This window comes from Hufsiella arboris (assembly GCF_009834875.1).
GTDB classification, from domain to species: Bacteria; Bacteroidota; Bacteroidia; order Sphingobacteriales; family Sphingobacteriaceae; genus Hufsiella_A; species Hufsiella_A arboris.
Map to the genome: position 1 here is coordinate 158,498 of NZ_WVHT01000008.1, position 24,118 is coordinate 182,615.

At 41.4% G+C, this 24,118-nt stretch carries 27 protein-coding genes; 10 read left to right on the top strand and 17 right to left on the bottom strand.

Annotated elements, in window-relative coordinates:
* Positions 1-44: 44 nt before the first annotated feature.
* Positions 45-848 (top strand): abortive infection family protein, encoded by an 804-nt coding sequence (locus GS399_RS16570; RefSeq protein ID WP_160845763.1) that lies wholly within the window; start codon positions 45-47, stop codon positions 846-848.
* Between the two features lie 75 nt (positions 849-923).
* Here the strand turns inward: GS399_RS16570 and GS399_RS21005 are convergent, their stop codons facing one another.
* From GS399_RS21005 to yihA, 3 genes are all read right to left on the bottom strand, one after another.
* Positions 924-1,049, bottom strand: coding sequence for a hypothetical protein (locus tag GS399_RS21005; protein ID WP_255491702.1), 126 nt, complete (start codon positions 1,047-1,049; stop codon positions 924-926).
* Positions 1,050-1,386: 337 nt separating this feature from the next.
* Positions 1,387-2,238 (bottom strand): UbiA-like polyprenyltransferase, encoded by an 852-nt coding sequence (locus GS399_RS16575; RefSeq protein ID WP_160845764.1) that lies wholly within the window; start codon positions 2,236-2,238, stop codon positions 1,387-1,389.
* A 9-nt stretch (positions 2,239-2,247) separates the two neighbouring features.
* A complete protein-coding gene (yihA, locus tag GS399_RS16580; RefSeq protein WP_160845765.1) occupies positions 2,248-2,862 on the bottom strand; it encodes a ribosome biogenesis GTP-binding protein YihA/YsxC in 615 nt (204 codons plus the stop codon).
* Positions 2,863-2,965: 103 nt separating this feature from the next.
* Here yihA and ubiE point away from each other — a divergent pair, with 103 nt between their 5' ends.
* The 4 genes from ubiE to GS399_RS16600 all read left to right on the top strand — a co-directional run bounded on the left by ubiE (position 2,966) and on the right by GS399_RS16600 (position 5,955).
* The gene (gene ubiE / locus GS399_RS16585) at positions 2,966-3,697 is read left to right on the top strand and encodes a bifunctional demethylmenaquinone methyltransferase/2-methoxy-6-polyprenyl-1,4-benzoquinol methylase UbiE (RefSeq protein WP_202409488.1); all 732 of its coding nucleotides are present in this window, start codon (positions 2,966-2,968) and stop codon (positions 3,695-3,697) included.
* On the top strand, positions 3,694-4,470 hold the full coding sequence (gene porT, locus GS399_RS16590; RefSeq protein WP_160845766.1) for a type IX secretion/gliding motility protein PorT/SprT: 777 nt from the start codon (positions 3,694-3,696) through the stop codon (positions 4,468-4,470). Before ubiE ends, porT begins: the two co-directional genes overlap by 4 nt.
* 51 nt (positions 4,471-4,521) lie before the next feature.
* Complete coding sequence (locus GS399_RS16595) at positions 4,522-5,283, top strand: SDR family NAD(P)-dependent oxidoreductase (RefSeq protein ID WP_160845767.1); 762 nt, start codon at positions 4,522-4,524, stop codon at positions 5,281-5,283.
* A gap of 252 nt (positions 5,284-5,535) precedes the next feature.
* Positions 5,536-5,955 (top strand): hypothetical protein, encoded by a 420-nt coding sequence (locus tag GS399_RS16600; protein ID WP_160845768.1) that lies wholly within the window; start codon positions 5,536-5,538, stop codon positions 5,953-5,955.
* Here the strand turns inward: GS399_RS16600 and GS399_RS16605 are convergent.
* The gene (locus GS399_RS16605) at positions 5,952-6,431 is read right to left on the bottom strand and encodes a universal stress protein (protein ID WP_160845769.1); all 480 of its coding nucleotides are present in this window, start codon (positions 6,429-6,431) and stop codon (positions 5,952-5,954) included. The genes GS399_RS16600 and GS399_RS16605 overlap by 4 nt on opposite strands.
* Positions 6,432-6,506: 75 nt before the next feature.
* On the opposite strand from GS399_RS16605, the gene GS399_RS16610 reads away from it, so the two are divergent.
* Complete coding sequence (locus GS399_RS16610) at positions 6,507-7,283, top strand: C40 family peptidase (RefSeq protein ID WP_160845770.1); 777 nt, start codon at positions 6,507-6,509, stop codon at positions 7,281-7,283.
* Here the strand turns inward: GS399_RS16610 and GS399_RS16615 are convergent.
* From GS399_RS16615 to hisG, 9 genes are all read right to left on the bottom strand, one after another.
* Positions 7,280-8,194, bottom strand: coding sequence for a WD40 repeat domain-containing protein (locus tag GS399_RS16615; protein ID WP_160845771.1), 915 nt, complete (start codon positions 8,192-8,194; stop codon positions 7,280-7,282). The two genes, GS399_RS16610 and GS399_RS16615, sit on opposite strands and share 4 nt — an antisense overlap.
* A 2-nt stretch (positions 8,195-8,196) precedes the next feature.
* The gene (gene hisIE, locus GS399_RS16620; RefSeq protein ID WP_160845772.1) at positions 8,197-8,784 is read right to left on the bottom strand and encodes a bifunctional phosphoribosyl-AMP cyclohydrolase/phosphoribosyl-ATP diphosphatase HisIE; all 588 of its coding nucleotides are present in this window, start codon (positions 8,782-8,784) and stop codon (positions 8,197-8,199) included.
* A 24-nt stretch (positions 8,785-8,808) separates the two neighbouring features.
* The gene (gene hisF, locus GS399_RS16625) at positions 8,809-9,564 is read right to left on the bottom strand and encodes an imidazole glycerol phosphate synthase subunit HisF (RefSeq protein ID WP_160845773.1); all 756 of its coding nucleotides are present in this window, start codon (positions 9,562-9,564) and stop codon (positions 8,809-8,811) included.
* A 47-nt stretch (positions 9,565-9,611) separates the two neighbouring features.
* Entirely contained in the window at positions 9,612-10,361 is a 750-nt protein-coding gene (locus tag GS399_RS16630; protein ID WP_160845774.1) for a 1-(5-phosphoribosyl)-5-[(5-phosphoribosylamino)methylideneamino]imidazole-4-carboxamide isomerase, read from the bottom strand.
* Between the two features lie 6 nt (positions 10,362-10,367).
* Complete coding sequence (hisH, locus tag GS399_RS16635) at positions 10,368-10,958, bottom strand: imidazole glycerol phosphate synthase subunit HisH (protein ID WP_160845775.1); 591 nt, start codon at positions 10,956-10,958, stop codon at positions 10,368-10,370.
* Positions 10,959-11,031: 73 nt separating this feature from the next.
* Complete coding sequence (gene hisB / locus GS399_RS16640) at positions 11,032-12,186, bottom strand: bifunctional histidinol-phosphatase/imidazoleglycerol-phosphate dehydratase HisB (protein WP_160845776.1); 1,155 nt, start codon at positions 12,184-12,186, stop codon at positions 11,032-11,034.
* Positions 12,183-13,235, bottom strand: a complete 1,053-nt coding sequence (hisC, locus tag GS399_RS16645; protein ID WP_160845777.1) for a histidinol-phosphate transaminase — start codon at positions 13,233-13,235, stop codon at positions 12,183-12,185. Before hisC ends, hisB begins: the two co-directional genes overlap by 4 nt.
* 250 nt (positions 13,236-13,485) lie before the next feature.
* Positions 13,486-14,793 carry a histidinol dehydrogenase gene (gene hisD / locus GS399_RS16650; protein WP_160845778.1) on the bottom strand — a complete coding sequence of 436 codons (1,308 nt, stop codon included), beginning with the start codon at positions 14,791-14,793 and terminating at the stop codon, positions 13,486-13,488.
* Positions 14,794-14,797: 4 nt separating this feature from the next.
* Entirely contained in the window at positions 14,798-15,649 is an 852-nt protein-coding gene (gene hisG, locus GS399_RS16655; protein ID WP_160845779.1) for an ATP phosphoribosyltransferase, read from the bottom strand.
* Positions 15,650-15,859: 210 nt separating this feature from the next.
* Between hisG and GS399_RS16660 the strand changes: the two genes are divergently transcribed.
* Positions 15,860-17,371 carry a L,D-transpeptidase family protein gene (locus tag GS399_RS16660; protein WP_160845780.1) on the top strand — a complete coding sequence of 504 codons (1,512 nt, stop codon included), beginning with the start codon at positions 15,860-15,862 and terminating at the stop codon, positions 17,369-17,371.
* Positions 17,372-17,425: 54 nt separating this feature from the next.
* On the opposite strand, the gene GS399_RS16665 is transcribed toward GS399_RS16660, so the two are convergent.
* The 4 genes from GS399_RS16665 to GS399_RS16680 are packed head-to-tail and all read right to left on the bottom strand — an operon-like array spanning position 17,426 to position 21,220.
* Positions 17,426-18,304 carry a hypothetical protein gene (locus GS399_RS16665; RefSeq protein ID WP_160845781.1) on the bottom strand — a complete coding sequence of 293 codons (879 nt, stop codon included), beginning with the start codon at positions 18,302-18,304 and terminating at the stop codon, positions 17,426-17,428.
* A 21-nt stretch (positions 18,305-18,325) separates the two neighbouring features.
* Positions 18,326-19,273 carry a FimB/Mfa2 family fimbrial subunit gene (locus GS399_RS16670; RefSeq protein ID WP_160845782.1) on the bottom strand — a complete coding sequence of 316 codons (948 nt, stop codon included), beginning with the start codon at positions 19,271-19,273 and terminating at the stop codon, positions 18,326-18,328.
* Between the two features lie 10 nt (positions 19,274-19,283).
* Entirely contained in the window at positions 19,284-20,246 is a 963-nt protein-coding gene (locus GS399_RS16675) for a FimB/Mfa2 family fimbrial subunit (RefSeq protein ID WP_160845783.1), read from the bottom strand.
* A gap of 11 nt (positions 20,247-20,257) precedes the next feature.
* Entirely contained in the window at positions 20,258-21,220 is a 963-nt protein-coding gene (locus GS399_RS16680; protein ID WP_160845784.1) for a FimB/Mfa2 family fimbrial subunit, read from the bottom strand.
* A gap of 279 nt (positions 21,221-21,499) precedes the next feature.
* On the opposite strand from GS399_RS16680, the gene GS399_RS16685 reads away from it, so the two are divergent.
* The 3 genes from GS399_RS16685 (at position 21,500) to GS399_RS16695 (ending at position 23,952) form a co-directional block, all read left to right on the top strand.
* Positions 21,500-21,916 (top strand): HU family DNA-binding protein, encoded by a 417-nt coding sequence (locus GS399_RS16685; protein ID WP_160845785.1) that lies wholly within the window; start codon positions 21,500-21,502, stop codon positions 21,914-21,916.
* A gap of 349 nt (positions 21,917-22,265) precedes the next feature.
* Positions 22,266-23,288 carry an MAC/perforin domain-containing protein gene (locus GS399_RS16690; RefSeq protein WP_160845786.1) on the top strand — a complete coding sequence of 341 codons (1,023 nt, stop codon included), beginning with the start codon at positions 22,266-22,268 and terminating at the stop codon, positions 23,286-23,288.
* The gene (locus GS399_RS16695) at positions 23,266-23,952 is read left to right on the top strand and encodes a hypothetical protein (RefSeq protein ID WP_160845787.1); all 687 of its coding nucleotides are present in this window, start codon (positions 23,266-23,268) and stop codon (positions 23,950-23,952) included. Before GS399_RS16690 ends, GS399_RS16695 begins: the two co-directional genes overlap by 23 nt.
* The last annotated feature ends 166 nt before the right edge of the window (positions 23,953-24,118 follow it).

Below are 24,118 nucleotides of genomic sequence, written 5' to 3' on the forward strand. Positions count from 1 at the left end.
ACAGGATAAATTGTCTTTAAAAATTAAAATTACGACAGGAAGCAATGAATGAGTTAATTTCCCCAAAATATCAAATGAGGCTTGTAGAGGAAGTAGAAAACGCACTTTGGAATATGTTTGACACTTCTAAATATTACAACGTAGAAAAATATATTGAAAAATGGCAAGTTTTTGAGAATAGATATTCAGACACCGGTTATCATTATGGTTGGTCGCCACAATTTGAAATAAAAAAACAAAAAAACAATAGCGGTATTGATTTGAAATCAACACTACATTCTCTTGATGGTGACACTTTGTTGAAAATCGCAATTGATTTAGGAGTTGATACACCGGATTTCATACCTTCTATTCCGACTTTTAAGAACGTTTTAAAATCCGACTTCAAAACTGCTTATGACACCTTTAATAAAGCATACAAACAAATAGAAACAGATCCAAGTACTGCAGTTGGACTCGCAAACTCTGCACTTGAAAGTATTATAAAGGAGATTTTAAAAGACGATAGAATTGCTAGTAAAATAAATGGCGGTGAGACTCTTTACAAACTGTCATCAATCATTTTAAAAGAGTTCAATTTAACTGATGATCAACATCCAAAGGAAATCAAAACAATTGGGAACTCACTTTTAGTAATAAACCAATCAATTGAAAAACTTAGAAGTGAAAAGACAAACTTTCACGGAAAGACAGATGATGATTATTTACTCAATGACACAATCTATACTTATTTTATTATAAATACAGTTACGACCGTTGGGCTTTTTATAAATTCTTATTATAGAACTAAATATCCAAAGAAAGTTGCTGAACAAAATGACCTCGCGGTTGACGATCTTCCTTTCTGATAAAGAGCAATTCCTCGCTTCCGCAAACATTGCATTCCCCCGTCTAGTCCTCGCATGTTGCGAGGATTCCCTCCCTCATCGCTTGTAGCGTTTATAAATTTCAGTTATCTTTCCTTCATGTCCGGCGACCGTTACTTTATCAAAGCTCAAATCAAACTCATTTTCCCTATTGTCGGTGTTGTCACCGTACCAGTTTTGCATACTTATTTTGTAAAGTAGCGGTATGGTGAGAACACCAACCGCAGGTAGAAAGCGTCCCGCTTGTGATATCCATCCAGCAACACGGATCTAACTTGCGGTCAATTTTCCTGCACAATCCCTTCACCCTAAACCCGGTTGAAGCGGTTACCCCACAGCGAAGCGGTCGGTTCGAGCGAAGGGGCGAGGAGTAAAAGCGGAAAACGGGACTGCTTACTGATAGCTGGAAAGACCGCTCATTTTCAAAAAACAATCTAACACGTGCTTAAAAAACAAACCCAAATTCATAACCAAAACACACGACCCAGTTTTCAAATAAGCATATCCGGTATAAATCCCCTTAATGCATCCATCTGTCGAGTAAAAAGAAGCAGGCAAAAATTACGGATGCAATGCCGTTAGTCGTGCCGAAGGCAAGTCCTACTTTGCTCAGGTCATCCGGTTTAACAAGCCTGTGCTGATAAATAAGTAATCCTATAAAGAATACAATACCTGCGATATAAAATCCTCCAAGGTTCGCCAGAAAGAACGGGATAACAAGGAAGCACACGCACAATACATGTAAAAAAGACGAAAGGGCCAGTGCTTTTCTGCGGCCCAGCCATACCGGGATAGAATATAGATTTGCTCCCTTATCGAAATCGTCATCCTGCAGGGCGTAGATTATATCAAATCCGCTCACCCAGCATATCACTGCCAGTGAAAAGAAAATTGGCAAAGGCGCGAACTCGCCGGTAACGGATAAATAAGCGCCAAGAGGAGCGAGGCCAAGTCCGACGCCTAATATCAAATGACAAAGCGGAGTGAATCGTTTGGTGAAGCTGTAACCGAGCACAACCAGCAAAGCTACCGGCGACAAGTAAAAGCACAAGGGATTGATGAAGTAGGTTGTAATTATAAACAGCACACAGTTTGAGATGGTAAAAATTAAGGCGTGTTTTGCTTGGATCCTTCCCGCCGGAATATCGCGAACTGCAGTACGCGGGTTTTTCGCGTCAAAGTTTCTATCCAGGTAACGGTTAAACGCCATCGCCGAATTTCGCGCGAAAACCATACACATGATCATGAATACAAGTTTAATCCAGCTGAATGGATGATCAGTTGTAGTAACGGCAAGGAAAAAACCTATAAATGCAAAAGGCATTGCAAAAATGGTATGCGCAAATAAAACGAGCGAAAGATACTTCTTCATGTGTAATAACTACTGCGGATCAAGCAGGGTAAACTGTTTGTTAATTTCGTCAATGAACGCGAGTATTTCGTCGCGCCCGAGTCCGTTTTCTGACGATGTGATGAATTCCTGGGGCATCTCTTCGAAAGATTGAAGCAGCGACTTCCGGAATTTTGCCGCGTTCTGATCGGTTTTAACCCCCGACTGTTTATCAGCTTTCGTATAAACGATCAAAAACGGAATACCGTTTTCGCCAAGCCAGGAACAAAATTCCAGGTCGACTTTCTGAGGTTCCAGCCGGCTGTCGATTAATACAAAAACGCATTGCAGGCTTTCGCGGTTACGCAGGTAGTACCGGATGAACTTCTCCCATTCGGCACGGTTAGTTCTCGATGTCTTAGCATAACCGTAACCAGGTAAATCAACCAGGTACCATGTATTGTTGATCAGGAAATGATTGATCAGCTGGGTTTTTCCGGGAGTTTGTGATGTTTTGGCCAGCCCTTTTTTGTTGGTCAGCGAGTTGATCAGGGAGGATTTCCCAACGTTCGAACGGCCGATGAAGGCGTATTCGGGTAATGTTGGGGCGGGCAGTTTATCTGTCCGGGTATTGCTGCAAACGAATTCGGCTGACTTAATATTCACTTGAGCAAAGGTATCAATTTACATCACATGCTTAAAATGAGATAATAGTTTATGTAAAATCGCGTCAAGATATAAGCAGAACGTAATTATCTATATTTGCAGCATGTCAAGTCCAATAACGCCTTACCAGGATCAGCAATCTTCAAAGAAAGAACAGGTTGCAACAATGTTCAACAATATCTCAAAGACATACGATTTTCTGAACCATTTCATGTCGTTGGGCATAGATGTTATCTGGCGTAAAAAAGCGATATCCGAGTTGAAAGATATCAAGCCTCAGCATATTCTTGACGTAGCAACTGGTACAGGGGATTTCGCTTTTGAAGCAATTAAAATGCTAAAACCAGCAAAAGTTACCGGTGTGGATATATCAATCGGAATGATTGACATTGCCGCTAAGAAGATCAGGCAGCGAGGTTTGGAAAATAAGTTTGAAGTGAAGCTAGGTGATTCCGAGAAGCTGTTGTTTGATGACAATACGTTCGATGCTGTTACCGTAGCGTATGGCGTAAGAAACTTTGAAAATTTGCCGAAGGGCTTAAGCGATATGCTTCGTGTTCTTAAACCTGGCGGTAAAGCCGTTATACTGGAATTTTCCAAGCCGCGACATTTCCCGGTTAAACAGCTCTATAGTTTTTATTTTCACGCCATAACACCCGCTATCGGGAAATTATTTTCAAAAGATAACAGCGCTTATACTTATCTTCCCGAGTCAGTTAAAGCATTTCCTGACGGGGCCGATTTTTTGAAGATTATGGATCAATGTGGTTATCACGACATAAAATACCGTCAGTTGGCATTTGGTATATGTTCCATCTACACTGGTATTAAATGATAAAAAAAATCAGCCTGGTACTTCTTCTAAGCTTCGCAGGTGTGTCTGCGTTTGCTCAAAACTGGGCTGGCGGGGTTGACGACGACCCAATCCACTTTGGTTTCATGTTTCAGTATATCTCATCTGAATATAAAATCCAAAAGAAAGCCGACTGGCGGAATCCTTATCCAAATCCTGATGTTCCGGGGTCAAATGTTACCAATGGATTAAACGCCATCAGTTCGCCGCCGACGCCCGGTTTCGGATTAGGATTCGTGGTGAATTTCAGACTTAGCGAACATGCCGATATACGCTTAACACCGGGACTGGGATTTACCGATCGGGTTTTGGATTACCAGTTTATCCCCCCGGAAAGTGATGTTATTGTTGATCCTGTTACAGGGATATACTTAACACAGCCGCCAACCAGCAAAAAGGTGCAGGCAACAATGGTTGATGTTCCTGTTGGGTTAAAGTTAAAGTCAGACAGACGAAATAATTTTCGCGCTTATTTGCTGTTGGGTGCAAAGTATTCCCGCGATATTATTTCTAAAAAGAAAATCGATGACTCGGGAAATTCCCTTCTTGAAAAATACGTTAAAAACCAGCGGAATATTTTAAGCTATGAGGCAGGTGTCGGGTTCGATTTGTATTTTGAATATTTCAAATTGTCGCCGGAACTGAAATTCAGCCAGTCGTACAACAATGTTCTGAAACCTGAAGACCATCCGTTTTCAGCACCTTTGGATAAACTTTTCCTCCGCAACGTTCAGTTCAGTCTGTTTTTCGAATAACCTTCATCGAAACTTAACCTAGGTAGTTTTGTTAAATCACAAAAAAATTTTATGTCTAAAATCGCATTAATAACAGGAGCAACCGCCGGCATCGGCGAAGCATGCGCTCATATCTTTGCTGAAAATGGGTACAATTTGATATTAACCGGTCGCCGCCGGGAAAGACTGCATGCCTTGGCTAACCAGTTAAATCAAAAGTATAATGTCGAAATAGCTGAGGCGGCATTTGATGTGCGAAATAAGGATGCGGTGATTGACAATCTTGAAAATCTGCCCGACGACTGGAAGAAAGTCGATGTGCTGATAAATAATGCAGGGCTGAGCCAGGGTTTAAATCCAATTAACGAAGGAGATGTTTCGGATTGGGAAACGATGATCGATACAAATATCAAAGGACTGTTATATGTTACCAAAGTAGTGTCTAACTGGATGATCAAACGCAAAGAAGGCCACATTGTTAATCTCGGCTCTATAGCCGGAAAAGAGACTTATGCAAACGGCAATGTATATTGTGCTACTAAACACGCTGTCGATTCGTTAAATAAAGCGATGAGGATTGATCTGTTGCCGCATAAAATAAGAGTTACCGGAATTCATCCCGGCGCTGTAGAAACCGAATTTTCCGAGGTCCGGTTTAAAGGAGATACTGAACGTGCGAAAAAAGTATACGAAGGATTTGATCCGTTAACTGCAAAGGATATCGCAGATGTCATTTGGTTTACCGTTTCGCGGCCACAACACGTCAACATCACGGACTTAATCATCACACCTACTGCTCAAGCGAATACCAATTTACTCTTAAAAGGTGAGTAAAAAATCCACACTATAACCTAATATATTCTATAATTTTTAATTAATATCTTTTTAGTTAAAAGTGTAGAATTTGATACACAGTTATTTTTGTAATTGTGGAGTGCATCTTTACGTAATATCCTCATTGTCAGAAAAAAATCACTGAATATTTCGTACACCTAACACCAATTTTTCCAGAAGGAAAATTGGTGTTGCACCATTTAAAATTTGTGATGAGCAGATAGGGGGCATATTAATTGGTGAATGCGTGGCATGCACTTGTTAAAATTCCCTGTTCTCAGGTTTATTATAATACTAACTGTTATACTAATTACGAGCTGTGCTGCAATGGCCGCTACAGGTTGTAATTTGGGAAACGATATCTATCCAAATCCTTCCGGCAATTATTTTCAATGGGATAACAATGTTCCTTATTATACTCCGGCTAATCCAATCCACATCAGGTTTTGGAACGGAGATAATCAGTGCGGCGTTATTACAACAGCTCTTCAAACTACTGGCAGGCAGTGTATCGTTAACTTTGGCGCTAATCAAGATAGGTGGGGTTCAGAAGTAGTTTATTCAACATCTGAACAGAGCTGTAATGTGCCGCTTGACGACTACGTATGGTTATTATTCGTTGCCGCCGGCGGTTTTGGCCTTTACAAAATAAAATCAACCCTAGGCCATTAAACTTTATCCGGCTTGTTTGGAACTACCAGAACCGGGCATTTTGAATGCCTGGTGACGCTTTCGGCAACGCTACCCGAAATGAGATGATCAAAACCGGTTCGGCCATGAGTTCCTAAAACAATAAGATCCGCGCCCCATTCCTCGGCAGTCGCCAATATTTCATTCCTTGTATCTCCAATCCTGTTGAAAGTAAATACAGTAAGGTTTTTTGATTCAAAATCTGCGGCGTACTTGTCAAGTAATTTTTGACCGCTTTCTTCCTGAACGAACATCAGATCCGGCATTAAAACAGGCGGCTCAAGTGTCAATGGATCGGTTGTATAAGTTGTAGCGGGGGGGATATTGTTTACGTGAACCAGTGCTATACTGGCGTTCATCGCGGTAGCAATCCCCAAACCGTATTCCGCTGCTTTTTCCGAAAAGGTGCTGTCTTCAATAGCGATCAGAATTTTTGAAATGATAAAGTTTTGTGCCATGAATCGTAAAACGTTTAAATATATTTTAGGTTTGAAAAATATTTATGCCGTTAATTTTTCGGTTTTTTGTAAGCTATGGATAGCCTTTTTGGAATTTGCAATTTAACTGCTGTGCCCTTGCGGGCCGAACCTTCAGACAGAAGTGAAATGGTGTCGCAGCTATTGTTCGGAGACCACTTTCAAATTATTGAGGCAACAGTAAAGTGGACGAAGGTTATCACAGGATATGATGACTACGAAGGCTGGATAGATAGTAAGCAGTACGTTCTGGTAAGCAAAGAAAGCTACGAGAAATTTGAGCAGGCGCAAATTTTAAGCGGATTAGCTAGTGAAAATCAACTAAATGGCGAATTTGAAGCCTCCGTCAGGCTTGTTCCCGGAAGCAGTTTGTTGCATGAAAAATCTTTTACAACAGCTGAACTTGCATTCCATGTTAAAGGACAAACCGTTAGAATGGGTGAGCCCGATTTTAAAACCGAGCTCGAACGCTACGCGAAATTTTATCTGAACAGTCCTTATTTATGGGGCGGAAAAACACCTTTTGGAATAGACTGCTCAGGTTTTTGCCAGGTTGTTTTCAAGTTTTTTGGTATCAGGTTAAAGCGCGATGCAAGCCAGCAGGCAGCACAAGGGATGGTAGTAGATTTTCTTCAGAATGCCTCGACTGGTGACCTCGCATTCTTTGATAACGAAGAAGGCCGCATTATTCATGTCGGCATAATGCTTGGCAATTCACAGATTATTCACGCCTCAGGTAAAGTACGAATTGACTCAATTGACAATCAGGGAATTTATAACGAGGATACAGGAAAGCATACCCATAAGCTCCGGATTATTAAACGCTACGTTTAGCTGTCAAATTCCACGTTCCATATCATCATAAGCTTGTCGTCGCTTACAGAGATTAAATTCCCGGTTTCGGGATCCCAGGCAATTTTGTTGACCGACAAGATGTGGTTAGGGTATCCTTTTTCGATGCTGATGATTTTAAGCAATTTCAAGTCAGCATCCCAGATTTTTATCGTTTTGTCACGGCTAGCCGTAGCAAAATAGGGCAGAACCGGATGGAATTTAATATCATAAATTGCAAACAGATGAGCGGGAACTGATTGATGGAGATTAAACTCAGGAACAGCCCAGGCTTTCAGTTGCGCATCGCGGCTGCCCGAAAGAAGGAATCTTCCATCAGGTGAAAAACAAAGCGATGTTATAGGCAGCTGATGTTCTTTTAACTCTTCGATCAGGCTGAAATCCGTTAGATTATAAATTCTTATCACTGCATCCTTCGAGCCGAATGCTACCAGTTTTTCGTCCGGACTAACCGCTATAACCCGCACGGTTTCATTACTTACTTTAAAACTATACAGCAATTCATACGTCAACAGGTTCCATACGGAAACAGTTCCATCTTCCGAGGCGACAAGAATCTCAGATTTGGATTTAACGGACTTGATATCAAATACCGGGAGCTTGTGATGGATTAAACGGCTTGTAATTTTTTGCTGGATAAAATCGAATACGTCAACCTGGCCGTTGCGTTCACCGGCCATTAAAATTGGTGCATTTACCGGGCAGTGAAGCGAATAAACTGACGATGCAACCGGAAACATTACCTTAATAAATTCCCTTTTTCTAAGGCTCCATTCGACAACGCCTTTATCGTTTCCGGCAGTAAATATGATGCCCGGTTTCTGCGAAGGCTCAACCGTATAAACCGGATTCTGATGTCCGGGCAGAGTAGCTATTTGTTCAACGTGAACCATTGTTATTTATGGCGCTTTTCCAGGTTTTTGGCTATAGTTTTAAGGTCGAGATTTTTTTCTTTTAACAAAACGAGCAAGTGAAATACTAAATCAGAAGCTTCGTTAATTAGATCTTCTTCTGTCTCATTTAATGCAGCGATAACGGTTTCAACGCCTTCTTCGCCTACTTTTTGAGCAATCTTATTAAGGCCCTTCAATCGAAGTTTATTTACGTACGAGCCTTCAACGGGGTTTTGATAACGATCATGAATAATATTTTCCAGTTCCAGGATGAAGTTTTGATTGTACTCGGTATTGAAGCAGCTTCTTGCACCGGTATGGCATGTCGGCCCGGTGGGGTTTACCTGTATCAATATCGTATCCTGATCGCAGTCAATGCTGATGTTTTTTACATACAAAAAATTTCCGCTTGTTTCGCCCTTGGTCCACAAACGGTTCTTGCTTCTGGAATAAAAAGTGACTTTTCCTTCATTCCGGGTTTTTTGAAAGGCTTCGCTGTTCATATAACCCAACATGAGAACTTCCAGTGTTTGTTCGTTTTGAATAATAACGGGAACGAGGCCGTCGCCTTTACTGAAATCTATATCCATGGTATTTGCTATACTTACGTAACATCAGTCTCTTACGAGGATGTTGTTGTTTCTTAATTCTTTTTTGAGATCAGGGATTCTGATTTCGCCATAATGGAAAACGGATGCGGCCAGCGCTGCATCAACGTTACTTTGCTGAAAAACATCGGTAAAATGCTGCATGCTTCCGGCGCCCCCTGAAGCGATCAGCGGGATGGAGACAGCATCGTTTATCTTTTTTAACAATGGATTGTCAAAGCCATTTTTGGTGCCGTCGTGATCCATAGACGTGAGCAGAATTTCACCGGCACCGCGTTCTTCTGCTTCCTTGATCCAGTTTTTGGTTTCGATCTCAGTGGCAATTCTGCCTCCATTGAGATGAACCAAATTTTTCCCATCGTGATAACGGGTATCTACCGCGATTACCACAAACTGCTTTCCAAAGGCAGCTGCAAGCTCGTCAATTAAGCCCGGGTTACGCACAGCAGCTGAATTGATAGAGATTTTATCCGCACCAGAGTTTAACAAAATATCCGCATCGGCAATTTCGTTTATTCCGCCACCGATAGTGAAGGGAATATTTACATTTCTTGCGACAGCTTTTACCAGCTCAACCATTGTTTTACGCCGCTCATGAGTGGCAGTAATATCCAGGAATACCAGCTCGTCGGCGCCTTGCTGCGAATATTGCCAGGCAAGTTCTACCGGATCGCCGGCATCACGGAGATCAACAAAATTTACTCCCTTTACAGTGCGCCCTTCTTTAACATCCAGGCATGGAATGATTCGTTTAGAAACCATAATAGAAAAACGGCCATTTTAGACCGCTATTTTATGTCAGCGTGAGTTTAAAGCGAGATAAGCGCTTTCAGATTCCAGTCTTTAATTTCTTCAATGGAGATGCAGCCTTCGTATATCGCTTTGCCAACCACACACGACTCAACTTTAATCTGCTGAAGTGTTTCTATATCTGCCATTGAACTGATACCACCGGAAGCGATAAGTTTAATAAATGGAGAATGATCGAGTAATTTTTCATAAAGCTCAATTCCTGCACCGCCAAGTTTACCATCTTTGTTGATATCTGTACAAAGAAATCGGTAAAATCCGAGCCGCAGGCAGCGGTCAACATAATCCATCAGCTTGATCGGAGAGCTTTCCATCCAGCCTGAATATTTTATTACTTCATCGAGCACATCGATAGCTACGACAACCTGGTCAGAACATTGCGTTTCATTACAAACGGCCATGCTCAGCTCATCCAGAAATTCGGGATTTGTAATAGCTTGGGTACCGACAATCACGCGGTGTATTCCAGCAGAAAGCAACTCTTTAACTTTTTCGATGCTGCGCACGCCACCACCATATTGCACTTTCATCTCCGTGTTTTTAATTACGTTGAAAAGATATTGCTGGTTGCTGAAATCGCCTTTGGCACCGTTCAGATCAATGATATGCACATATTCCGTGCCGTTGGCGTGGTATTTTTCGATCATGTCTTCCAGTGTCACATCGTAAAATGTTACCTGTTCATAATCGCCTTCGCGTAATCGTACAACTTTTTTGTCAAGAATATCGATCGCTGGTATAATGTACATGTTTGATTAAATTTTTGAAAAATTTTTTAAAAGTGTTTCGCCGGCTTCACCGGATTTTTCCGGATGAAATTGAACGCCATAAAAGTTTTGCTTTTGAATCGCAGCAGAAAATTTCAATCCGTAATCTGCGGAAGCGATAGTAAATGTAGGATTAAATTCAATAAAATAGGAATGGACGAAATAAAAGTAAGAGGCAGGGGCCATGCCTTTAAAAAGCGGATTATTTGTTTCCTGTTTCACCCTATTCCAACCCATATGAGGTACTTTTAGTTTTAGATCTTCACGGAATAGAAGCGTTTTCACAGGTGTTATGCCAGTTAGTACGGAATCTCCCTCTTCAGAAAAGTCTGTTAAAAGCTGCATACCAACACAAATGCCTAAAACAGGCTTCGACAAGTTTTTAATGATAGGAACAAGGCCCGTTTCATTGAGCTTTTTCATCGCGGCGCCGGCATGGCCAACGCCAGGGATGATGTAACGATCGTATTGATCAAAATCTTCCGGCTTGCTGATCATGCCGTACGGAATCTTCAAACGATCCAACGCGGCGGTTAGTGAAAATATGTTTCCGGCTCCGTAGTTTATAATTCCTGTCATATTTTGAGGTATCAGGTATCAGCAATGAGAAATCGCTTTAATAGTTTAACCTAATTATAATTTCCTGGTATTTCTACAAGACTCCCTTAGTACTTGGAAGTTGCATGTTATTCAAATCCCGTTTTACGGACATTTTTATTGCTTTTGCGAAGGCCTTAAAAATAGCTTCGATTTTATGATGCTCATTCTGACCTTCCGCTTTGATATTTAAATTACTCTTCGATGCGTCGGAGAACGACTTAAAAAAGTGATAAAACATTTCTGTCGGCATTTCGCCTATCTTTTCTCTTTTGAATTCGGCATCCCAAACGATCCAGTTGCGGCCGCCAAAGTCGATAGCTACCTGAGCCAGGCAATCGTCCATCGGAAGACAAAAACCATAACGCTCGATGCCGCGTTTGTCGCCAAGCGCCTTTAAGAATGCTTCACCTAAGGCAATACCGGTGTCTTCAATCGTATGATGTTCGTCAATATGAAGGTCTCCATTGGTGACAATTTTTAAATCAATATTTCCATGACGGGCGATCTGATCGAGCATGTGATCGAAAAAATGAATGCCGGTTGAAATATTCGCATCACCCTTACCGTCCAGGTTTAGCTCAATTTCGATTTGAGTTTCTTTTGTTACCCGTTGATGTGAAATTTTACGCTGGCCGTCTTTCAAAAATTCATAGATATCTTTCCATTCGGTAGTTTCAAGGGCAATTATTGCTGACAGATCTTCAACTTTTTGAAATTCCGTGCCACCCAGGTTTGAGTTATTATTAATCCAGATAGCTTTTGTTCCTAAATTTTTAGCTAATAAAACATCATTAAGCCGGTCGCCGATAGTGAATGAATTCTTTAAATCATACACATCTGCATTTAAATATTTTGTCAGTAAACCAGTTTGCGGCTTTCTGGTTGGTGCGTTGTCTTTTGCAAACGTGCGATCAATAACAACTTCAGAAAAAACTACTCCTTCGTTCTCAAAAGTTTTCAAAAGGAAATTATGTACCGGCCAGAAATTTTCTTCCGGATTTGACGGCGTACCAAGTCCGTCCTGGTTGGTAACCATCACCAATTCAAAATCGAGTTCGCAAGCGATTTTCGGAAGATACTGCAGAGAGCCGGGATAAAATGTCAGTTTATCAAATGAATCCACTTGTTCATCAGGCGGCTCCACATCAAGGGTGCCATCCCGGTCGATAAACAAAACGGTTTTTAACTTTTTATTTTCCGGACTCATTTGTTGAATGATTTAAGTTGTGTTATTAACTGATTATTTTCTTCTGGTGTTCCAATGGTGATTCGCAAACTTCCTTCACATAGATCAACGGATGAACGGTCGCGTACAATCGTACCTTGTTCTACCAGAAAATTGTAGATCGATTTTGGGTTTGTTGTTTTGACAAGGATAAAATTAGCATCGGAAGGATAAATTTTCAATACGATGGTAAGTTGTGCGAGCTCCTTAATTAAGCGTTCACGTTCTGCTACTGTTTCACGTATCCATGAGTTTACCTGTTCCACATTGTCAAGCGCCCGGAGCGCGAGTTCCTGTGAAGCCTGATTAATATTGTAAGGAGGTTTTACTTTATTAAATATCTCGATGATTTCCTCGCTGGCGAACGCCATTCCGACGCGAAGTGCTGCAAGGCCCCAGGCTTTTGAAAGTGTTTGCAAAACAACCAAGTTGGCGTATTCAGTTAGTTCCTGGATAAAAGTTTTTTGCCTGGAGAAGTTTATGTATGCTTCGTCTATTATCACCAAACCCTCAAAATTCGCCAGCAGCGTTTCGATGTCCTCGCGATTGATAGAATTTCCGGTTGGATTATTTGGAGAGCAGATAAAGATCAGTTTGGTGTTTTTATCGATCGCTTCGGCGATTCCTTCCAGGTTTAACTGGTAATCTTCCGTAAGAGAGACTTTTTTGATCGCTATGTCATTGATGTTCGCCGAAACTTCATACATGCCATATGTCGGCGGAACGGTGATTACGTTATCGACGCCCGGAGTACAAAAAGCGCGGAATAAAATATCGATAGCTTCGTCGCTGCCGTTTCCCAAAAAAATATTTCGAGGCGGAACTCCCTTAATTTCGCTTATTTTCTTTTTTACGGCGTATTGTAGCGGATCCGGATAGCGGTTATAATTCTTATCAAGTGGAGAACCAAAGGCATTCTCGTTCGCATCAAGGTAGATGGACGCTTCACCTTTAAATTCGTCCCTCGCAGAAGAATAGGGAACGAGGTTCTTTATGTTTTCTCTGAGTATTTTATTTATATCAAAGTTCATTTTATATCTTTTTGTTATGACGTTCATTGTTAATGTAAGGCGTTTGACGCGTTAATAGTAGTTGAAAAGAGCGCCCTTAAACCCGGGTGAAGCGGATACCGGCCTCGTGGTTAAGGCTTGTGCAGTATGAGCAAAACACGGGGCTGGTGTTACAAATGGAAACTGAACTTGCTTTTCTAAATTATTTCTATCTAAATAATTGGGGTTTAAAGATGATCTACCTGAAAATTGAACTATCTTTTTCTATTCTTCAACTATTAATGTTTGTTTGCCAGATCCTCAAACTCATCGCGTTCTTATGGGCCTGCAAACCTTCCAGTTCCGCTAACCTTTCAACCGTCTCTCCAATATTTTGAACACCTTCTTTCGTAATATTTTGAAACGTGATCTTTTTTACAAACGAATCTACCGAAACGCCTGAATATGAGCGCGCATAGGCACTGGTCGGCAATGTGTGATTAGTTCCTGACGCATAATCGCCGGCGCTTTCCGGAGTAAGGTGTCCTAAAAATACTGACCCTGCGTTTATTATTCGCGGAACAAGTTCCTGCCAGCTATCGGTTTGCAAGATCAAATGTTCGGGAGCATAGCTGTTGCTGAATTGCATTGCTTCCGTTAAATCATTCGCTATAATCGCGAAGGACTTATCGATTGCTAATGCGGTCACTTCTTTTCTTGGAAGCTGTTCCAATTGATTCTTTAGTTCTGTTTGAACCTTTGCCACTAGGCTCTCGTTGAGTGAAACAAGTACCGCCTGGCTGTCGGCGCCATGCTCAGCCTGGGCCAGCATGTCGGCAGCGACAAACGCCGGATTCGCTGCTTCATCCGCAATAATCAATACTTCTGATGGTCCGGCCGGCATATCTATAGCAACTTGAGCCGAACCCTGAAGAATAGTTTTAGCCATAGTCACATACTGATTTCCGGGCCCAAAAATCTTGTCGACTTTCGGAATACTTTCGGTACCATAAGCCATGGCTGCGACTGCCTGGGCTCCGCCTGCAAGGTAAATCTTATCAATATCCAGAAGCGTGCAAACGAAGGCGATCGCTGCATTAACGCTGCCATCTTTTTGAGGAGGGGAGCAGACGATTATTTCTTTGCATCCGGCGATTTTTGCTGGTATCCCCAGCATTAAAAGCGTGCTTGGCAGAACCGCGCTTCCTCCGGGAATATATAACCCAACGCGTTCAATAGCCCGTGATTCGCGCCAGCAATTAACACCTGGCATCGTTTCAATGGTTTTTTCCTTTGTTTTTAACTGCGGCTGGTGGAATTTATGGATGTTATCGAAAGCTATACGGATAGCAGATTTATATTGATCGTCAAGCGTTTCTACCAGCGCGGCTAATTCTGACGATCCGATGTAAAGCCGCTGTAATTCAACCTTATCAAAATCGCGTGCAAACTGTTTTAACGCTTGGTCGCCACCTTGCCTGACCTTGTCAATAATTTGTTCGACACGGCCGCGGATATCATTGTTGCTGTCGTTATTTCGTTCGATCAAACCAGCAATCTGTTCCTGCGATAATTCGCTGTAGTTATATTGCTTCAGCATAAGGTTAGAGAATGATTTTTTCGATCGGCAGAACCACGATTCCCTGTGCGCCGGCAGACTTTAATTCACTGATGCGTTCCCAGAAATCACGCTCTGGAATAACCGTATGAACGGCTACCCAGGCTTCATCAGCCAATGAAACTACGGTAGGGCTTTTTATTCCAGGCAGCAGTTTTTCAATCGCTTCGAGGTTTTTACGTTCCACATTTAAAACCACATATTTGGTTTCCTTTGCACGCAGAACAGACTGTACACGTTGTATTAATTCCTGGATCAAGGGATTATCTTCTTCGCCTTTACGGCCAATCAAAACAGCTTCCGACGACAATACATCGGTAAACGGTTTTAAACCGTTGCTTTTAAGCGTTCCTCCTGTTGATACAAGGTCGCAGATCGCATCGCTCATTCCAAGTCCCGGGGAAATTTCCACTGACCCAGAAATAGTCCTGATATCGGCTTTAAGCTTATTTTGTTTAAGGAATTTTTCAAGAATGACAGGGTAGGAGGTTGCAATTGCTTTTCCGTCAAGATCACCCAACGATTGTATTGAGCTATTATTAGGAATTGCAATTTTTAGTGAACACTTTCCAAAGCCAAGCTTTTGAAGGAAACTCACTTCTACGCCTGTTTCATAAATTACATTTTCGCCAACGATTCCTAAATCGGCAATACCGTCCTGGACGTATTCAGGAATGTCGTCATCGCGTAGAAAAAGGATTTCTAATGGAAAATTTGAAACGGGAGATATTAAAGAGCTCTTATAGTTTTCGAAGCTTAAACCGCAGTTTTTAAGCAGTTCAACGGATTTTTCGTTTAATCTACCCGATTTCTGGATAGCGATTTTTAAAGTTTTCAAGGGATTTATTTTATCAGACCAACAAAGAATTACAGAACAAAAGTTTCACGTAGAAACATACAAATTTATCTATCGCCGCAATGGCGATGATGGAAATGTACGTGATGTGTGAATACTAATGGCATGTTATTTGGTTCCTGATGTGATCGGGAAGCGCAAATATAGCTTTTCAGATATAAAATCAAAATATTAACGAAACTTAAAATACGAATGACCACCAGGAAACTAATCACACTGTCCACTTTTGTAGTACTATTTATCGCAACCTTATCATCTTGTAAAAAGCCTAAATCCGATTTTGGCGGAGTTCTTTTTAAAGAAAGCCGTAACAAAGTTTACAAGCAAATGAATCCCGACGCTTTCGAGAACGTGTTTAAAGAAACCCTCAATCAGCAATTAAAAGGAAGCTCGTATACAGCACTGATCAAGAATTTTTACGAAAGCAAAAATTATGAACCTGTGTTCATTTTGAACTTTACAAAGGGCGGCGGACTGAAACTGCCCTTGGATTATTACAGCAAAGCAGCGGAGCACGGCCTGAATCCCGAGCTTTTTCATTATAAACAGCTTCAGGAAACAATCGATAAGCTTTATGACAAACACGGCGCTAAAACTTTAGATGAGGCATATAAACTGGTTGCTGATGCTGAAATTGGAACGGCTATTTCATTGCTTAAATATTCAACCGGGTTACAATACGGGTTTGTGAATCCGAAAAATATATTTCCGCGCTATTTTATGAAAACTGCCAAACCCGACAGCGCTTTTTATAACAAGGTTCTGAATACCGCTGATATAAAATACCTCCTGTCTGACGTGCAACCGAAAAATGCTGATTACGTCAAATTTCAAAATGCCTTGAAAACTAACTACCAGGTTGCAGGCCAAAATCCCGACGAGACGAAAAAAATCATTGAAATGAACATGGAACGTCTCCGCTGGAAAAATATGCCTGACGCTGAAAAATATATTTATGTGAATATTCCCGAATATATGCTGAATGTGATAGATCATGGCAAGTCGGTATTATCCATGAAAGTTTGCGTTGGAAAAGGACCTGAACAAACTTTGGAGGAGGCAACTTATACGGGTACAGCGAAAGTTCCGCGTTTGCATACCACACCTCAGCTTACCAGCGAAATCTATAATGCGCAGGTAAACCCAATTTGGAATATTCCGCAAAGCATTGCCAAGAATGAAATTTATGATCATGCTTCAAATGATCCTTATTACCTGGTAAATAATAACATCGATGTGTATGACAAAGCTGGCAATAAACTCGATTCGGAAGATATCGACTGGTCAGCTGTTTCAAAAGCTAATTTGCCCTATACCTTTAAACAAGCGCCGGGTGATGATAACTCATTAGGGAAAATAAAATTTCAGTTTCCAAATTCAAGCAGTGTTTATTTACACGATACTCCGGCACAACAACCGTTTAATCTGCCTGTACGTGCAGTTAGCCATGGTTGTGTGCGATTGGAAAAACCTTTGGAGCTTGCTCATGAAATTTATGGTGATGGCGCCAAGTTTGATCGTATCAAAAAAGAGTTGGGTGAAGAAAATCCAACATCCGCAGATATTTCTGTGAACCCGAAAGTGCCGGTTGTAATTGATTACCGCACCGCTGTCGTTGATGAAAACGGAAATATTAAAATTGTTCCCGACGTGTATAAGCTGGATAATCTGCTTTATAACCGTATGAAAAAAGCTTTATTGTAAATTAGCGTATGAAAAAACCCGTTCGAGAAATCGGACGGGTTTTTTTTATAATAGCTAAAACGGAATGGCAACCGGCGTTCCCCATTTACTGTCCACTGTTACGCCAAAACTTGAGCTATCGGGAGTAACCAATGGCCCGGTAAGAAGATATTGCATGTTTACTTTGGTATTAATTGGCGGAATAGTTTTCTCTAACAAGTAAGGGTTGGAGGGGTTTCCTAAACGAATATTAAACCCGGTATTGTTACTCGGGTATAAATAAAACGTTACTACAAAGCCGGGCTTGGATTTATCTGCATCTTTAAGATCGGCAAAATAAAACTGGTTTCCCGTTAAGGAGCTGGGTGAGTCAGTATCTATATTATAATCATAAGGCAGATTATCAGTGGTACTGACAGCTATATACGTTGCCTCCGCAGGAATTTTGTCGGTAAACGTAATGGTCACTTTACAAACGATACGTTTTAACGTTACCGGTTTATTGAGCGTGTCATGTACGGTAACGTCAAATTTCTTAAAGAATGTGTCGCCATAAGGATCTTCTTGTAATAACGCATTGTAATCTCCTAAGTTCAGAATGTCGAATTTTGACTTATTGCCACCAGCGATAGCTATTACATAATGCCCTTCGGGAAGTTTGTCCTTTATTGTTCCGAAAGCGACATCAACTCCCGCGGTTTGGTTTATTTGCCTGACAACCCGATTGCTGTCATTGATCGCGAAATAAGTTATGTATTTGACCTTGTCTTCTAACGAGGATATCCTGGAACCTTGTTTGCCAAGGCCAAAAGGCGTTACGTCAAGATCTAAGCCGCTTATTCTGAAATTTAAAGCGTATGTTTTTTTGCCAGCCGGCTGAATATCATCGGTTGCTTTATCTTTTTTACAGGATAAAAACATGGCGAATCCCAGTGCTGCTATTAATAGTTTCATCGGTTTCATACTTTCAAATTGTTACTGCTTCCTGATTAAGTTCTTGCCATCGTATGCAAAAGGAATACTTTCGCTTCCTGTCCATTGATCATCAACCGAGATCTGGAACGATGAATTGCTTTCGAACAGCTTACCGCTGAAGTTATACTGCTTGTTTCTTTCGATGGCGTAAGGAGGTAAAAGCTCTCTGCTGGTGATCAACTTGCCGTTGGTATCGTAGCAATCGAGGGTGAAAGATTGCGGGTTGCTATAAACATAACTGTGCAAACTGAAATTCTTTTTCCCGATATCCGCAGGCTTAACCTGGTAGCTAACTGTTTGATCCGGCCACTCCCCAACATGCAGATAGATACCGTTCAATCCGGTCATGTCAACAAGAGGCGATGAGTTATGCTTGGTGAGAACAAATTTTGCGACGTTTGCAGGAAGCGCATCAGTTACCTTCACGGTGATTTTGGCTACCATACGCTGCATTACAATGTCTTTGGTAACCTGTTCACCGGTGATTGTTACATGGTATAAATAGCCAAATGAATCGCAAAAAGGAATATTTTGCGTTAAACCCGGTCGTGCTTCTGAGCCGGAACCTTCTCCTATGTAATAGTTTTTGAACTTCGATGTATTGCCACCGGCAAAGCCAATGTAATATTCACCGGCAGCTAATGAATCTTTAATGGTTCCAAAGTTTTCGGTACTGTCTGCAACCTGGTCAATCGTATGGATAAATGGTCCGTCTTGCTCATAGTTTGGAAAGTAAACAAAGTAATGGAGGTATTTGATCTGGTCCTTTAAATCGGAAACAGTTGTGCCAAATGGTTTTATATCGGTGCTAAATTGCCCAACCCTGAATGTCAGCGGATAAAGCTTTGTGCTTTTTTGAGGTTCCTGTTTTGCGGTTTGGCCATCTTTCTTGCAGGAAGCGGCGGCGATTACCATACAGGCAAACAATAAGCTGGCAGTGTTTTTCATAATGATCGTATTATTTAATTGATTTATCGGAGTGATAGCCAAAAGGAATATCTTCACTTTCGCCCCATTGATCATCTATTGATATCTGAAACGACGAGTTGTTCTCGAATAACTTTCCTGAGAAATTATACTGCTTATTGACGTTAATAAACATTTCAGGAACGTTCGGAAGTATTTTATTTGCTATTATTTGGCCGTTTTTGTCGTAGCAGGTAATGACAAAACCCAAATTTCCTTCATACACGTATGCCGATACTGCGAAATCTTTTTTGCCGATATCGGCCGCATCTACCGGGTAATTAATATATCGCTCACCGAAAGGAAAACCATGGTCTGCCGGCGTACGCTGGTTTGCAGGGAAAACAATAGGAGCCATATTATCTACAGTTAAAACAAATTTCGCGGCATTTGCCGGCAAGGCATCGGTTATTTTAACGGTAATTTTGCTAACCATTCGCTTTAAAACAACTTCTTTATTAATAACGCTGTCGCCTACATGAATACTCATTCCTCCACCGAAACAATCGCCGAAAGGGAAACTTTGTGATACAGCGCCTGCATGGTATCCGCGCAAATCATCGTAGTAAATTGCAGTAAAGGGAGAGGTATTGCCCCCGGCAAATATGACGATATAGTCGCCGGCAGGAAGCGAATCTTTAATGGTCCCGAAGTTGGCGGTGCTATCTGCAACCTGGTTGATGGGATGGTATTCATATTCGGGATCGACATAATCCTCGTTATGGATATTATCCATAAACGCGCTGTAATGCAGGTATTTAATTTGATCCTTAAGATCGGACGTTTTCATGCCAAGCGGTTTAACATCGGTACTGAACTGGCTTAGTTTAAAAGTAACCGGATAAAGCTTTTTGCTTTGCTGAGTCGTTGGTTTTTCGGTTTGGGCGGCGTCCTTCTTGCAGGAAGCGGCGGCGATTACCATACAGGCAAACAATAAGCTGGCAGTGTTTTTCATAATGAATCGTATTATTTAATTGATTTATCGGAGTGGTAGCCAAAGGGAATATCTTCACTTTCGCCCCATTGATCATCTATTGATATCTGAAACGACGAGCTGTTTTCAAATAACTTTCCTGAAAAGTTGTATTGTTTATTGACATCAATAAACTGGTCGGGTACCACAGGCATTGTTTTGTTTGCAATAATAGCGCCGTCTTGATTGTAACAGGTCAATATGAAATATTCATTGCCATAGTAAACGTACGTGGTTAAAGTGTAGTTCTTTTTACCAGCATCCTCCGTTTTTAAAGGAAAGGTGATGAATTGGTCATCGAAGGGATAACCGTGTTCGCCCGGCGGGTGCTGATTTATCGGAAATACCACAGGCGCCATATTTCCAACCGTTAATACAAATTTTGCAGCGTTGGCAGGCAGGGCATCAGTTATCTTGATGGTTATCTTGCTTACCATGCGCTTAAGCACGATTTCCTTATTAATCACACTGTCGCCCACATGAATGCGCATACCATTGCCAAAAGAATCGCCGAAAGGAAAAGCCTGGTCGACTGCAGCGGCGTAGTATCCGCCCGGGCCCTGGAAGTTAAAACCCCTGAAAGGAGAGGTATTGCCGCCCGCGAATATGATTACATAGTCTCCCTCGGGAAGCGAATCCCTTATCGTTCCGAAGTTGGCAGTGCTGTCGGCTACCTGGTTGATGGTTGTAACCTTTTCTCCAAGCTGTTCGTCGTCCGGGCCATGGATATAATTTATGAAAGAGCTGTAATGCAAAAATTTGATCTGATCCTTCAAATCAGAAGTCTTCAACCCGAACGGCTTGACATCCGTACTAAACTGCCCGAGCTTAAACGTTACGGGATAAAGTTTTTTGGATGTTTGAGTGCTTTGTTGTTGTTCGCCGGTACCCACAGACGAATCCTTTTTGCATGCGAACAGAGCAACAATAAGTAAAATGGCTGCGATTGCTTTCATGGTATTTAGTTTTTATTAGTTCAGATGTAAGTAAGAAGCCGGACTGTGACGGATTAAGGCTGATGAGGCTCGGGAAAGTAAAGTAGCGTTACTCGAAAACTGATTTACAAATTGGTATATAAAGTTACCCAAGCCGCCCGTTCCAGGCATTAGTTTCAGTCGATTGTGCAAGAAGTGTGAAAATCTTGAATTTGTTAATAAAATATTCTTCTCCCTAAGTATCTTTTATTTTAACTTAAGCTAATCCAATAAATAAATAATTAATTAAACTTAATCCTTATGGCAGTAGAATTTAATGTTATTCAAAAGGTTAATCCACGCGATCTCGAAGGCGAACGCAAATTTTATGCAACAGCGGTTAGCTCAGGTGAAATTAATCTTAAACAACTTGGCGAGCGTATTTCGTCGATGAGCACCGTAAACCGGGCCGATGTATTCGCATCGCTCGATCTTTTACTTCAGGTGATGAAAGAAGAGATCACCGACGGAAAAATCATCCGCTTGGGAGATTTTGGCTCATTCAACATTACCTTATCCAGCGAGGGTGAACAGGAAGAAGGTAAGGTGACAGCAAATTCTGTTAAAGAAGCCCGCTTGAACTTTAAGCCTGGCAATGAACTAAACGGCACCCTTAAAACACTAACTTTTAAAAAAGTACGCTCCACTGAAGCAAGCGTCGCAAAGAGTTCTAAATAAAGCTTAAGGGTGATTTTTAAAAGTACTTGTGCGATTGAGAAAATCCTCAAGTACTTTTTAAAAAACTTGAAGTACTTTTCAGAAAAGTTGAAGTACTTTTTTCCGAATCACCAAAGCATATTCGTAAATATGCATTCTCCGGGTAAGATTCACCTTCGCAGTTTTGTATAGTAGTCTTTGTTTTATTGCAGACAAATCCTAAAATCTTCCCGACATAACCATAGCAAACCACTGTTTATCTACTGAACAGGGCTCCTAGTTAAAAAGTAACTAATTTTTTACGCCCAAATTTTAGCGATCGCTCTTCCTTTTTAGTATCATCGAGCACTTTAATCTATTAGTTAATCCTATGCGAAATTTTGTACTTATCTGCGCCCTGGCGGCAACGCTTTATTCCTGCAAAAAATCTGACCTGGTTGTTGAGCCTAATACCGATAACCTGGAAGATGGCAGCCTCTATACCGTGTCAGCTTTGAAAAGTAGCCAGTCATTTGCAGGAGCCGACGAGGATTATAATGTGTTAGGATACGGTTATGATCTGGCTATGCCTTATGCCGACTCGGCCTCGATCCGTGCGTCGGTTGTCGATATTCGGAAACTAAAAAGTGAATGGTCAAACGCGGTTGATCTAAGTCTGGCATCATTTGGCGGCCCGAAGGTCATTACTGCCGCGAATGCAGAAAGCTATGCCTCAGATTATTCGTCGCGTATAAAACTTACCGAAGGGCAGAAGTTTTTCAAAAGCTCGCTTTCCTCATTCTATCCAGAAGCTGACGCTTTTTCTTCGAAATATATTTATGGTGCTTTTGATGCCGTGGTACAATTAAAACAGGTGAAGTTCGCCATGCTCCAGGGTATTCAGTCATACCTCAAACCCTCATTTTTGAACGATGCAGTAAGCCTGTCTCCGGAAGGACTCGTAAAAAAATACGGTACACATATATTGAATAACATCAGTTTAGGCATGAAGTTCAGTGCGGTTTACCAGGCGCAAACTAAAACAGCCGACAGGGTTTCGGCTTCCAAAAAAGGACTGTCAATCGGCGTGAGGAGATTTTTTAACAGCCCCATCTGGCAAACTGACTACACCGAACTGCAAAGCGCCGATGGAAATTACAATCAAAAATTACGTTACAAAGCTTACGGCGCCGACTTGTCGCTTATTAGAAAAGTATATAACGCTGCAACGGCCGATTCGGTTGTAAAGCTTGACGAATGGCTGCAATCGGGCAACAAGAAAAATGCAGCGCTGATAGATATCGTCGATCTTGTTCCGTTATATGAGCTCTTACCGGAGGGCGCAAAAAGAGATGCTCTGAAAGGATACATCACAAACTACTTAAAACAAAATGAGGTTCACCTGCAAGATTGATCGCTTATACCAGGCCCGTAGTAAGGGCCGCTTTTTTGTTACTATAATTTCCATTTTAATACTATATAGTTTCAACGCATGTTCGGCCCCGGTTGCAAAGAACGACAGTTTGCATGTTGAACTTTCGGGTGTGACACCTACATGGCTTTTAAATTCCTGGATAGATATTGACAGGAAAGATAACGATGTTCATATCGTTTATTACTTTTTTTCGAAGGAGCAGTACAAGAAGATGTGGGCGGATTCATCTTATCAAAAATTCAGCCGCGCTTTTAAAGAGGTTCATAAAGCCGATAATTATAATAAACAGATCGGGGCAGAAACCATGCGCAGACTTGAGCTTATCAAAAAATCTTATGCCGACAAAGATTCCGTTCAAATCGATCTTGATAAGTATCCGGATTATAAACTATTGCTGCAGCAGCTTTCAACAGCAACCAGGGAAGACCTGGAACAAACCAATCGGAATAAGAACAGCTCAGTGCTCGATGGTACCCATATTAAAGCCGTAATAAGCAGAAATGATGAGATAGTAATTGCCAATGCTGATAGTCCTACTCCAAACACGCATCCTTTATTTTATCAATTGCTCAGGCAGACTTACGACGTATACCGCGGGCTAAAGCATGGCGATTTTCTCAGCCGTAATCATGTTGGGTATTAGTCATAATTTTCTGGGCCGCATAACAAATTAAGTAACATATAGATTATTGTAAACGAACGCTCAACTCGTTTGGCAATTGCAGCCCTGTCATTCGTTGCAAGTCCTCACTCCGGCGCTCAGATCGCCAGCTTCGTTGCGGGCTTTACACTACTGCCAGGTTTATTGC

What these genes read in the sequence shown, in the direction of transcription:
- GS399_RS16570 (WP_160845763.1), top strand. Translation starts at nt 45, where the DNA reads ATGAATGAGTTAATTTCCCCAAAATATCAAATGAGGCTTGTAGAGGAA.
- GS399_RS21005 (WP_255491702.1), bottom strand. Translation starts at nt 1,049, where the DNA reads ATGCAAAACTGGTACGGTGACAACACCGACAATAGGGAAAATGAGTTT.
- GS399_RS16575 (WP_160845764.1), bottom strand. Translation starts at nt 2,238, where the DNA reads ATGAAGAAGTATCTTTCGCTCGTTTTATTTGCGCATACCATTTTTGCA.
- ubiE (WP_202409488.1), top strand. Translation starts at nt 2,966, where the DNA reads ATGTCAAGTCCAATAACGCCTTACCAGGATCAGCAATCTTCAAAGAAA.
- porT (WP_160845766.1), top strand. Translation starts at nt 3,694, where the DNA reads ATGATAAAAAAAATCAGCCTGGTACTTCTTCTAAGCTTCGCAGGTGTG.
- GS399_RS16595 (WP_160845767.1), top strand. Translation starts at nt 4,522, where the DNA reads ATGTCTAAAATCGCATTAATAACAGGAGCAACCGCCGGCATCGGCGAA.
- GS399_RS16600 (WP_160845768.1), top strand. Translation starts at nt 5,536, where the DNA reads ATGCACTTGTTAAAATTCCCTGTTCTCAGGTTTATTATAATACTAACT.
- GS399_RS16605 (WP_160845769.1), bottom strand. Translation starts at nt 6,431, where the DNA reads ATGGCACAAAACTTTATCATTTCAAAAATTCTGATCGCTATTGAAGAC.
- GS399_RS16610 (WP_160845770.1), top strand. Translation starts at nt 6,507, where the DNA reads ATGGATAGCCTTTTTGGAATTTGCAATTTAACTGCTGTGCCCTTGCGG.
- GS399_RS16615 (WP_160845771.1), bottom strand. Translation starts at nt 8,194, where the DNA reads ATGGTTCACGTTGAACAAATAGCTACTCTGCCCGGACATCAGAATCCG.
- hisIE (WP_160845772.1), bottom strand. Translation starts at nt 8,784, where the DNA reads ATGGATATAGATTTCAGTAAAGGCGACGGCCTCGTTCCCGTTATTATT.
- hisF (WP_160845773.1), bottom strand. Translation starts at nt 9,564, where the DNA reads ATGGTTTCTAAACGAATCATTCCATGCCTGGATGTTAAAGAAGGGCGC.
- GS399_RS16630 (WP_160845774.1), bottom strand. Translation starts at nt 10,361, where the DNA reads ATGTACATTATACCAGCGATCGATATTCTTGACAAAAAAGTTGTACGA.
- hisH (WP_160845775.1), bottom strand. Translation starts at nt 10,958, where the DNA reads ATGACAGGAATTATAAACTACGGAGCCGGAAACATATTTTCACTAACC.
- hisB (WP_160845776.1), bottom strand. Translation starts at nt 12,186, where the DNA reads ATGAGTCCGGAAAATAAAAAGTTAAAAACCGTTTTGTTTATCGACCGG.
- hisC (WP_160845777.1), bottom strand. Translation starts at nt 13,235, where the DNA reads ATGAACTTTGATATAAATAAAATACTCAGAGAAAACATAAAGAACCTC.
- hisD (WP_160845778.1), bottom strand. Translation starts at nt 14,793, where the DNA reads ATGCTGAAGCAATATAACTACAGCGAATTATCGCAGGAACAGATTGCT.
- GS399_RS16660 (WP_160845780.1), top strand. Translation starts at nt 15,860, where the DNA reads ATGACCACCAGGAAACTAATCACACTGTCCACTTTTGTAGTACTATTT.
- GS399_RS16665 (WP_160845781.1), bottom strand. Translation starts at nt 18,304, where the DNA reads ATGAAACTATTAATAGCAGCACTGGGATTCGCCATGTTTTTATCCTGT.
- GS399_RS16670 (WP_160845782.1), bottom strand. Translation starts at nt 19,273, where the DNA reads ATGAAAAACACTGCCAGCTTATTGTTTGCCTGTATGGTAATCGCCGCC.
- GS399_RS16675 (WP_160845783.1), bottom strand. Translation starts at nt 20,246, where the DNA reads ATGAAAAACACTGCCAGCTTATTGTTTGCCTGTATGGTAATCGCCGCC.
- GS399_RS16680 (WP_160845784.1), bottom strand. Translation starts at nt 21,220, where the DNA reads ATGAAAGCAATCGCAGCCATTTTACTTATTGTTGCTCTGTTCGCATGC.
- GS399_RS16685 (WP_160845785.1), top strand. Translation starts at nt 21,500, where the DNA reads ATGGCAGTAGAATTTAATGTTATTCAAAAGGTTAATCCACGCGATCTC.
- GS399_RS16690 (WP_160845786.1), top strand. Translation starts at nt 22,266, where the DNA reads ATGCGAAATTTTGTACTTATCTGCGCCCTGGCGGCAACGCTTTATTCC.
- GS399_RS16695 (WP_160845787.1), top strand. Translation starts at nt 23,266, where the DNA reads ATGAGGTTCACCTGCAAGATTGATCGCTTATACCAGGCCCGTAGTAAG.